Origin of the sequence: Leucobacter sp. Ag1, assembly GCF_000980875.1 — a bacterium.
Taxonomy (GTDB): domain Bacteria; phylum Actinomycetota; class Actinomycetes; order Actinomycetales; family Microbacteriaceae; genus Leucobacter; species Leucobacter iarius.
In genome coordinates, this window is record NZ_LAYO01000107.1 from 97,768 (window position 1) to 108,119 (window position 10,352).

The window sequence follows — 10,352 nt, forward strand, 5'->3', positions numbered from 1 at the left end:
GGAACCGCGCCCTGTTCACCGGATCGCCACTCAAAAAGAGTGGCACCAGCGATCAAGCATATCTCCCGATCGCCGACCGGTCAAATGCCTGGCGTGTCCCGCTACTCCGTGTCGCGACCGGACACGGTCGCGTCGAGCGCCTCGGCGAGCGCGGCCTGCGCTGCGCGCACCGACTCGTCGCTGCGCGTCTCGGTCTCGCGCCCCTCGGCGGCACGCCCCGAGGCGACCGACACGCGGCGCCCGCGGGACCGGCCGCGCCCTGCAGCGGGCGCGTCGGGCAGCGCTTCGAGCACCGAGTCGAGCAGACCGCCCGCGGGAGCGGCTGCGGGTGCGGCGGCGGGCTCGGTCTGCGCGTTCTCCCAGGCGGAGCGTGCGCCGCGCTGCGCGCGGTTCCGCTGCCCGGACTCGCGCTTCGGCGACTCGGCGGCCGAAGCCGCAGCTTCGGCACGAGGAGCCTCGTCCTCGTGCTTTGCGGAGCCGGGGATCGTCGAGGCCGCGACCTGGGCGAGCATGTTCTTCGCCCCGTCGCTGATCGCGTGGGTCTGCGAGGCCGCGTGGGGCTGCTGCTGCCCGCCGTTCTGCCCGCCGTTGCCGTTCGAGTGGTTCGATCCGTTCGAGTGGTTCGAACCGTTGCCGTTCTGGCCGCCGCCCTGTCCGCCGTTCGACTTCCGCTTGCCACGCGACGGCGCCGAATCGACGCTGCGGTGCTTGGCGACCGGCTCGTGATGCACGATCACGCCACGACCCGCGCAGACCTCGCAGGGCTCGCTGAACGACTCGAGCAGACCGAGCCCCAGCTTCTTGCGCGTCATCTGCACGAGGCCGAGCGAGGTCACCTCGGCGACCTGGTGCTTCGTGCGATCGCGGCTCAGGCACTCCACCAGGCGGCGCAGCACGAGGTCGCGGTTGGACTCGAGCACCATGTCGATGAAGTCGACGACGATGATCCCGCCGATGTCGCGGAGCCGGAGCTGCCGGACGATCTCCTCCGCGGCCTCCAGGTTGTTCTTGGTGACCGTCTCTTCGAGGTTGCCGCCGGAACCGACGAACTTGCCCGTGTTGACGTCGACGACCGTCATCGCCTCGGTGCGGTCGATCACGAGGGATCCGCCCGAGGGCAGCCAGACCTTGCGGTCGAGCGCCTTCACGATCTGCTCGGAGATGCGGTACTCGTCGAAGACGTCCCGCTCCCCCTCGAAGCGCTCCACCCGCTGCAGCAGATCGGGGGCGACCTGCTCGAGGTAGTTCGAGATGGTGCTGAACGTGTCGGCGCCCGAGATCACGAGACGGTGGAAGTCCTCGTTGAAGACGTCCCTGATGATCTTGATGAGCATGTCGGGTTCGGAGTGCAGCAGGACCGGGGCCCCGCCCTTCTCGACGCGCTTCTGGATCGACTCCCACTGGCGGGTCAGGCGCTGCACGTCGTGCGTGAGCTGATCCTCGCTGGCGCCCTCCGCGGCCGTGCGCACGATCACGCCGGCACCGGACGGCAGCACGGCCTTCAGGATCTTCTTCAGGCGGGCGCGCTCGGTGTCGGGCAGCTTGCGCGAGATACCGTTCATCGCGCCGCCGGGCACGTACACGAGGAAGCGGCCCGGGAGCGAGATCTGGCTCGTGAGGCGAGCACCCTTGTGGCCCACCGGATCCTTGGTGACCTGCACCAGGATCTGGTCGCCCGGCTTGAGCGCGTTCTCGATGCGGCGCGCGGTGTTGCTGCCCTCGAACTCCGACCAGTCGACCTCGCCCGAGTAGAGCACGGCGTTGCGGCCGCGCCCGATGTCGACGAACGCTGCTTCCATGCTCGGCAGCACGTTCTGCACGCGTCCCAGGTAGACGTTGCCGATCAGCGAGCTCTCGCTGGAACGGGCGACGTAGTGCTCGACGAGGACCTTGTCCTCGAGGACGCCGATCTGGATGCGGTCGGCGGTCGTGCGCACGACCATCTCGCGATCCACCGCCTCACGGCGGGCGAGGAACTCAGACTCGGTGATGACCATGCGCCGGCGGCGGCCCGCGTCACGGCCGTCGCGACGGCGCTGCTTCTTCGCCTCCAGGCGGGTGGATCCCTTGATCTTCTGCGGCTCGGTGATCACCGGGGCCTGGCGCGGCTGGCGTCGAGGCTGCGGCTCCTCCTCGGGAGGGAGCTCCTGACCGCCGGTGCGGCGACGGCTGCGACGACGAGCGGATCCTGCCTCGCGGTCCTCGGCGTCGTCGCGCGAGAACTGCTGGTCGAGCAGATCGTCGAGCTGGCGCAGCTCGGTCCCGCCGCGGCGGGGACGGGGCGCCACCGGGGGTACGTCGGGCGCCAGGAAGATGAGGCGCGTCGTGGCGCGGAAGCGCTCCTCCGGCGTCATGTCCGCGAGCGGCAGCACGAGCTCGGGGTGGGTCTTGGTGGGCGCAGCCTCGGGCTCGGGCGCGGCCTCGGTGGGCTCTGCGCCTGCGGGGGTGGCGTCCGCCTCGAGAGTGGCTTCCACTGCGGGAGCGGGGTCCGCCTCGGGGGCGGTGTCCGCCGCCTCGCCTGCGGGCGCGTCGGACGGCTCCGCGGCGGGGTCGCTCTCGGGCACCGCCTCAGCTGCCGCAGACTCGGCCGTGGCCGCGTCAACCGGGGCCTCCTCGAACTGCGCGTCGAGAACCGCCTCGACCGCGTCGAGGATCGTCTCGGGCGCGTCGCTGCTCGTCGGCTCCGCGGTGACGGGTTCGACGTTCTGTGAAGTTTCGTTGTCGGGCTGATTCACCATCTCTGGTGTACTCCTCTGGCCCGGAGGATACTCGCCCCTCCGGGAATCTCCTCGGTGCGGCGGCTCACCGCCGCAAATCCTGTTCTCCGCGGGGCGTTCGCTCCGCGCTCGGTCAGTGCATCGACCGGTGACCGCCGCAGGGCGGCCAAAAGACTGTGCGCATCTCGCCTGTTCGGCGCCGATACGGTGTCCATTATGGCACGTCAGCTGAATACGCACCGCAGAAATGGTCACTAGGATTCGAATTATGACCACTACGCCGGTGCGCGCTCCCCGTCCGATCGGCTTCGCCGTGTTCACGATCGTGCTCGGCGCGATCGGCTGGTTCGCCTCCTTCGAGCTGCTCAACGAGTACCTCCACAAGCTCAAGAACCCCGACTACGTCCCCAACTGCAACATCAGCGTGCTGGTGAGTTGCAGCGACAACATGGGTTCTTGGCAGGGCTCCGTCCTCGGATTCAGCAACACGATCATCGGTATCAGCGCGTTCGTCGCGCCGATCGCCGTCGGTGTTGCACTGCTCGCCGGAGCCCGGTTCTCCCGGTGGTTCTGGTGGCTCTACCAGGGCGGCCTGTTCCTCGGCTTCTGCCTCATCAGCTGGCTCGCTTTCCAGAGCGTCTTCGTGCTCGGTCGCCTGTGCCCCTGGTGCATGGTGATCTGGACGGTGACCATCCCACTGTTCTGGATCACGTTCCTCCGAGCTCCCGCGGTCGGCGATGTCCCCCTCAGCGAGCCAGCTCAGCGGCGATTCCGCGCCGTCTACTCCTGGGGCTGGGTCATCGTGCTGCTCTGCTACGTGGTCATCGCCGCGGTGGCCCAGTTCCAGCTCGACTGGCTGGCCGAGTTCAGCCGCTGATCGATCCCGGAGCTCGGCCGGGGAGCCCGGTTCAGCCGGTCGTCTCTCGCGCCGTGAGGCGCGTCCAGAGCGCATCCACCTGGTCCAGGGTCTCCTGCTCCGTGCCGCTCGTGTCGATGAGCACATCGGCGATCGCGCGGCGGTCGGCGTCGCTCGCCTGACTCCCGATCCGCCGCTCGGCCTCGGCGCGTTCCATGCCGCGCAGCGCGACCAGACGATCCGCCCGGAGCTCCGCAGGCGCGTCCGCGACCAACACGAGGCCCCAGGGCACCGAGCTCGCGGCGCGTCCGCCGGTCTCGACGAGCAGGGGGATCTCGTACACCACGATCGCGTCCGGATCCAGCGCGGCCGCTTCGCCGATCCGCCGCTCCGCGAGCTCGCGCACCGCGGGGTGCACGATCGCGTTCAGATCCGCGAGCGCCTCGGCGTCGCCGAAGACGCGGGCGCCGAGCGCCGCCCGGTCGAGAGCGCCATCCGCACGGATCACCTCGGCGCCGAAACGATCTCGGATGGCGCGCAGCCCGGGCGTGCCGGGCTCCACGACGTCCCGGGCGAGCTGGTCCGCGTCGATCCGGAATGCCCCGAGCTCCGCCAGACGGCGGCCGACGGTCGATTTGCCTGCGGCGATGCCGCCCGTGAGCGCGATGAGTTGCACGCCATGCAGTCTAGGGCCGCACGATGCACGGAATGCGGAGCCGCATAGGCTGGAGCCATGCTCGAGCTGATCACCGGCGGCGTCCTCGCCGTCTCCGCGGGACTGAACGCGTACATTCCGCTGCTGGTGCTCGGCCTGCTCTCCCGCTTCACCGATCTGGTCCAACTGCCCACCGGATGGACCTGGCTCGAGAACGAGTGGACGCTCGGCATCGTGGGAGTACTGCTCGTGATCGAGATCCTGGTCGACAAGTTCCCCGTCCTCGACACCGCCAACGACGTGCTGCACACTGTGATCCGGCCCGCGTCCGGCGGGCTCGTCTTCTCGGCCGGCGCAAAGGCCGACACTGTCGCGGTGACGGATCCGGCGCAGTGGGTGGAGAGCGGCCAGGTGTGGCCGTTCGTGCTGGGCGTCGTCATCGCGCTGATCCCCCACCTGCTGAAGGCGATCGCACGGCCCGTGCTGAACGCGCTCAGCGCCGGCCTCGCGGCGCCCGTGACGAGCACCCTGGAGGACATCGGGGCGGTGCTGCTCGCCGTGCTCGCGATCCTGGTGCCCGTGCTCGCGCTCGTCTGCGTCGTGCTGATCATGTGGTGGCTGGTCCGGCGCCTCCGGCGGGCGCTGCGCGAGCGCGCGGCGCGCAGAGCCGTCGCGGCCGCGTAGGCGCGGTCGCGTAGGCGCGGTCGCGTAGGCGCGGTCGCGTGGGGCGGCTGTCTGGCCTCGTTGACACGATACCGGTCGCCTCACACCGTTGACACGATCCCGGTCGTCTGACCCCGGACGCATGATGCCGGCGCCCGACCCCGGCCCCCTCGCTCCGCCGCCTGATCCGATCGTGTGCTGACGGGTGCCTCCCGACGCATCGGCGTGTGCCCGGCGCTCGGGTTCGTATGCACCAGTGGCACCCGTGGCACCCGTGGCACCCGTGGCACCCGTGGCACCCGGCCAGATCGTGCCCGACGAGTGGACGCGTTCCCGACCTCCGGATGCCCTATCTCCGTCCGACACGCCGTCCACTCGTCGGCACACCGTCCACTCGTCGGCAAGGCTTCCACTCGCCAACACGGGATCCACCCATCGGCACGCCGCACCCGCCCGCCACCACCCGCCGCCCGGGAACGCCGAAGGCCCGGCCCCCGCAATGGGGAGCCGGGCCTTCGTGAGGACTCGCTTCGCTGACGCGAAGTCGGGCTCAGTTGCCCTCGAGCTGCGCCTTCAGCGCGGCCAGAGCCGCGTCATCGGCGAGTGCACCGGTCGAGGACGACTCGCTCGAGAAGCTCGAGGACGGGGCGTCGACGGCGGGAGCTGCAGCAGCCTCGGCGATCGAAGCGGCGACCTGCTTCTTGTGAGCCTCCCAGCGCTCCTGGGCAGCAGCGTACTCCTGCTCCCACTTCTCGCGCTGCGACTCGAAGCCTTCCTTCCACTCCTGGGTCTCGGGATCGAAGCCCTCGGGGTACTTGTACTCGCCGTTCTCGTCGTACTCCGTGGTCATGCCGTACAGAGCCGGATCGAACTCGGTGCCCTCGGGGTCGACGCCCTCGTTGGCCTGCTTGAGGCTGAGCGAGATGCGGCGGCGATCGAGATCGATGTCGATGATCTTGACGAAGACCTCCTGGCCGGCCGAGACGACCTGCTCAGCGAGCTCGACGTGCTGACCCGACAGCTCCGAGATGTGCACGAGGCCCTCGATGCCGTCCGCGACGCGAACGAACGCGCCGAAGGGGACGAGCTTGGTGACGACGCCCGGGGCGATCTGACCGATCGCGTGGGTACGGGCGAAGACCTGCCACGGATCCTCCTGGGTCGCCTTCAGCGACAGCGAGACGCGCTCGCGATCCAGCTCGACCGAGAGCACCTCGACGGTGACTTCCTGGCCGACCTCGACCACGTCGGACGCGTGCTCGATGTGCTTCCACGACAGCTCCGAGACGTGCACGAGGCCGTCGACGCCGCCGAGATCGACGAACGCACCGAAGTTGACGATCGACGAGATGACGCCCTTGCGGACCTGGCCGGGCTTGAGCTCGGCGAGGAACGACGAGCGGCTGGCCGACTGCGTCTCCTCGAGGAGCGCACGGCGCGACAGCACCACGTTGTTGCGGTTCTTGTCGAGTTCGAGGATCTTCGCCTCGAGCTCCTGGCCCAGGTACGGGGTCAGGTCGCGCACGCGGCGCAGCTCGATGAGCGAAGCGGGGAGGAAGCCACGGAGCCCGATGTCAACGATGAGGCCGCCCTTGACGACCTCGATGACGGTGCCGGTGACGACGCCCTCGTTCTCCTTGATCTTCTCCACGTCGCCCCAAGCGCGCTCGTACTGAGCACGCTTCTTCGACAGGATCAGGCGGCCTTCCTTGTCCTCCTTCTGGAGCACGAGTGCCTCGACGGAGTCGCCGACCTCGACGACCTCACCGGGGTCGACGTCGTGCTTGATGGACAGCTCGCGCGAGGGGATGACACCCTCGGTCTTGTACCCCACGTCGAGGAGGACCTCGTCGCGGTCGATCTTCACCACGGTGCCCTCGATGAGGTCGCCGTCGTTGAAGAACTTGAGGGTCTTTTCGACCGCTGCAAGGAAGTCTTCGGCCGAGCCGATGTCGTTGATCGCGACCTGCTTGCTCTCGGTCGTTGCGTTCGTCATGTAAATGATCTCCAGAATGGACAGGAAGTCGGGCGGACGTGCGAAACATCTTGCGAGCCCGGAGGCCCGAAGCGCACGCCCGCGATTGGCATGGTTGAGTCGCCACAGTTGTGACCACATCATCTTACTCAGGCGACACGCCCGAGATCAACCCCCGCGGCGCTCGGCGCGCCGCGGGGTGCGCACCGCCGAGCAGGAGCCCGGCGGTGCGTCGGATCAGTGCGCCGCAGCGTTCCAGTTCGCGCCGCCGCCGACCTGCACGTCGAGCGGCACCGAGAGGTCGGCAGCGCCCGCCATCTCCTCGCGGACGATGGCCTCGAGCGCGTCCCACTCCCCCGCGGCGACCTCGAACATGAGCTCGTCGTGGATCTGGAGCAGCATGCGCGAGCTCATGTCCGCTGCGCGCATGCGCTGCTCCACCTGGATCATCGCGCGCTTGATGATGTCTGCCGCGCTGCCCTGGATGGGCGAGTTGAGCGCCGCGCGCTCCGCGTTCTCGCGCAGGGCGCGGTGCGGGCTCGTGAGGTCGGGGAACGGGCGCCGGCGACCGAAGATGGTCTCGGTGTAGCCGTCGGCCTTGGCCTGCTCCACCACCGAGCGCAGGTAATCGCGCACGCCGCCGAAGCGCTCGAAGTAGTCGAGCATGAGCTGCTTCGCCTCGGCGCCCGAGATGCCGAGCTGCTTCGAGAGCCCGAACGCCGACAGGCCGTAGGCGAGGCCGTAGGACATCGCCTTGACCTTCGCGCGCATCTCGCTCGTGACCTCGGCGGGCTCGACGCCGAAGATGCGGGAGCCCACGAAGCGGTGCAGGTCCTCGCCGGCGTTGAACGCCTCGATGAGTCCGGCATCGCCCGAGAGGTGCGCCATGATCCGCATCTCGATCTGCGAGTAGTCGGCCGTCATCAGCCTCTCGAACTCGCCCGCGTGGGTGAAGCCCTCGCGGATGCGGCGGCCCTCCTCGGTGCGCACCGGGATGTTCTGCAGGTTGGGATCGGTCGAGGCGAGGCGCCCCGTGCTCGCCCCGATCTGCACGAGCGTGGTGTGGATGCGACCGTCGGCCTGCACCGCTTTGACCAGCGTCTCGATGATCTGGCGCAGCTTGTTCGCGTCGCGGTGCGCGAGCAGCGCGTCGAGGAACGGGTGCGGGTTCTTGACCTGCAGGTCCGCGAGCGCGGCGGCGTCGGTCGTGTACCCCGTCTGGGTCTTGCGGGTCTTGGGCATGTCGAGCTCTTCGAAGAGCACCTGCTGCAGCTGCTTGGGCGACGAGAGGTTGACCTCGTGCCCGATCGCGTCGAAGGCCTGCTGCGCGAGCGCTGCGACTCGGTCGCGCAGTTCGGCCTCGTGCGACTGCAGCAGCGGCAGGTCGATCTCGACGCCGCGCTGCTCGAGCACCGCGAGCACCGGGAGCAGGGGCAGCTCGATGTCGGTGTAGACCTCGCCCGTGCGCTCGGGGAACTTCGAGACGACGGCGTCGTGGGCCCGGAGGATGTACCAGGCGACGGTGCCCGGCCCCGCCGCCGCGTCCTCGTCGGGCACGAGCTGGTTGGGGTCCGGCTCGGGCATGTCCTCACCCAGGTACTTGCGCACCGTGCTGGCGAGCGATTTCTCGGCTGCGAGCGGCCAGACGAGCCAGGCCGCGAGCAGGGTGTCGCCCACGATGCCGCCGATGCCGACGCCCGTGCTCGCGATCGCCCGGATCTGCGACTTCGCGTCGAAGAACACCTTGGGCGCGTCGCTCGCGAGCCAGGTCTCGAAGAGCGCGTAGTCGCGCCCACCGGGGATCCAGTGCAGCTCGGCCGAGCTCTCGAGCGTGGCGAGGCCGACGTCGTAGCCCTCGCCCACCGCGGTGATGCTCACCGCGGGCCGCTCGGCCTTGCGCAGCCAGTCGTCCAGCTCTTCGTCGAGCAGCAGCTTCGCTTCGGGTGCCGTGGGCACCGGGGCGATCGCCGCCGCGGTGGTCGCACCGCCGCTCGGCACCTCGGCGCCCGCGAGCTTGCCGACGCGCTGCAGCAGCGTGCGGAATTCGAGCTTCGCGAAGACCTGCTGCACCGCGGCCATGTCGATGTCCCCGCGTTCGAGCTCGTCGAGCGTGACGTCGAGTTCCACGTCCCGCACGAGCCGGTTGAGGCGTCGGTTGCGCTCGGCGAGGTGCGCGTTCTCGCGCAGGCTCTCCCCGACCTTGCCACCGATCTCGTCCTGGCGGCGCAGCACCTCCTCGAGGGAGCCGAACTGGTTGATCCACTTGACCGCGGTCTTCTCGCCGACGCGCGGGATGCCGGGCAGGTTGTCGCTCGTCTCGCCGACGAGCGCCGCGATCTCGGGGTACTGCTCGGGGCGGATCCCGTAGCGTTCCATGACCTTCTCGGCGTCGTAGCGCGTCAGCTCGCTCACGCCCTGCTTCGACGGGTAGAGCAGGGTCACGTTGTCGTCGACCAGCTGGATCGTGTCGCGGTCGCCCGAGACCACGAGCACCCGGTAGCCGGCCTGCGCGCCCTGCAGGGAGAGCGTCGCCAGGATGTCGTCCGCCTCGTAGTTCTCCTTCTCGATGGTTCGGATGCCCATCGCGTGCAGCGCCTCCTGCAGGAGCGGGACCTGGCCCTTGAACTCGGGCGGGGTCTCGCCGCGGGTGCCCTTGTATTCCGGGTATTCCTCGGTGCGGAACGAGTGCCGCGAGATGTCGAAGGCGATGGCCAACGAATCGGGGTTCTCGTTGCTCAGCAGATTGATGAGCATGGAGATGAAGCCGTGGATGGCATTGGTGTGCTGGCCCGATGCGGTCTGGAAGCTGTCGACCGGCAGCGCGTAGAACGCGCGGAAGGCCAGCGAGTGGCCGTCGATGATCATGAGAGTAGGCTGAGGCGTATTCGACACGTGCCCAGCCTACAAGCCGCCTCCGACATCGGCAGGGGCGTTCGGCGGACGGTGCGGCGCGGCCACCCCGAGCAGAGGAAACGCATGCCCGAGACGACCAGCGGAGCGAGCTTCGACCAGATCCCGACCGGCACCGACGAGGGGCTCGCCTACATCGAGCAGCACGGACTCGGCGTGCTCGCGCAGCGCATGGGCGTGCGCATGACCGAGTTCTCGCGCGAGCGGGCGGTCGCCACCATGCCGGTCGAGGGCAACACGCAGCCGTTCGGCATCATGCACGGGGGCGCCTACGTGGTGCTCGGCGAGACGCTCGGGTCGATGCACGCGAACTTCGTCGCGGCCGAGGGCACCGTCGCCGTCGGCGTCGACATCAACGCGACCCACACCGGATCGGCCGCGGAGGGCATCGTGACGGGGGTCTGCACGCCGATCCACCTGGGGCGCAGCATGTCGGTGCACGAGATCGTCATCACCGACGAGCGCGGCCGCCGCTGCTCGACGGTGCGCATCACGAACTTCACCAAGCAGCTGCGCTGAGCGGATCCGCGCTGAAACGAGGAACGCCCCGGCCGACGGCCGGGGCGTTCCTCGTTT

The 10,352-nt window shown here is 69.2% G+C and carries 7 protein-coding genes; 3 read left to right on the top strand and 4 right to left on the bottom strand.

Annotated elements, in window-relative coordinates:
* Positions 1-101 precede the first annotated feature (101 nt).
* Positions 102-2,738 carry an Rne/Rng family ribonuclease gene (locus XM48_RS13710; RefSeq protein ID WP_046456393.1) on the bottom strand — a complete coding sequence of 879 codons (2,637 nt, stop codon included), beginning with the start codon at positions 2,736-2,738 and terminating at the stop codon, positions 102-104.
* 247 nt (positions 2,739-2,985) lie between these two features.
* Here XM48_RS13710 and XM48_RS13715 point away from each other — a divergent pair, with 247 nt between their 5' ends.
* Entirely contained in the window at positions 2,986-3,594 is a 609-nt protein-coding gene (locus XM48_RS13715) for a vitamin K epoxide reductase family protein (RefSeq protein WP_046456394.1), read from the top strand.
* A gap of 31 nt (positions 3,595-3,625) precedes the next feature.
* Here the strand turns inward: XM48_RS13715 and coaE are convergent, their stop codons facing one another.
* Entirely contained in the window at positions 3,626-4,249 is a 624-nt protein-coding gene (gene coaE, locus XM48_RS13720; RefSeq protein ID WP_046456395.1) for a dephospho-CoA kinase, read from the bottom strand.
* A 57-nt stretch (positions 4,250-4,306) separates the two neighbouring features.
* On the opposite strand from coaE, the gene XM48_RS13725 reads away from it, so the two are divergent.
* Positions 4,307-4,912, top strand: coding sequence for a DUF4126 domain-containing protein (locus XM48_RS13725; RefSeq protein ID WP_046456396.1), 606 nt, complete (start codon positions 4,307-4,309; stop codon positions 4,910-4,912).
* A 529-nt stretch (positions 4,913-5,441) separates the two neighbouring features.
* On the opposite strand, the gene rpsA is transcribed toward XM48_RS13725, so the two are convergent.
* Both rpsA and polA read right to left on the bottom strand, forming a co-directional pair.
* Complete coding sequence (gene rpsA / locus XM48_RS13730; RefSeq protein WP_046456397.1) at positions 5,442-6,887, bottom strand: 30S ribosomal protein S1; 1,446 nt, start codon at positions 6,885-6,887, stop codon at positions 5,442-5,444.
* Positions 6,888-7,103: 216 nt separating this feature from the next.
* Positions 7,104-9,731 carry a DNA polymerase I gene (gene polA / locus XM48_RS13735; protein ID WP_052961521.1) on the bottom strand — a complete coding sequence of 876 codons (2,628 nt, stop codon included), beginning with the start codon at positions 9,729-9,731 and terminating at the stop codon, positions 7,104-7,106.
* A gap of 111 nt (positions 9,732-9,842) precedes the next feature.
* Here polA and XM48_RS13740 point away from each other — a divergent pair, with 111 nt between their 5' ends.
* The gene (locus tag XM48_RS13740) at positions 9,843-10,295 is read left to right on the top strand and encodes a hotdog fold thioesterase (protein WP_046456399.1); all 453 of its coding nucleotides are present in this window, start codon (positions 9,843-9,845) and stop codon (positions 10,293-10,295) included.
* The last annotated feature ends 57 nt before the right edge of the window (positions 10,296-10,352 follow it).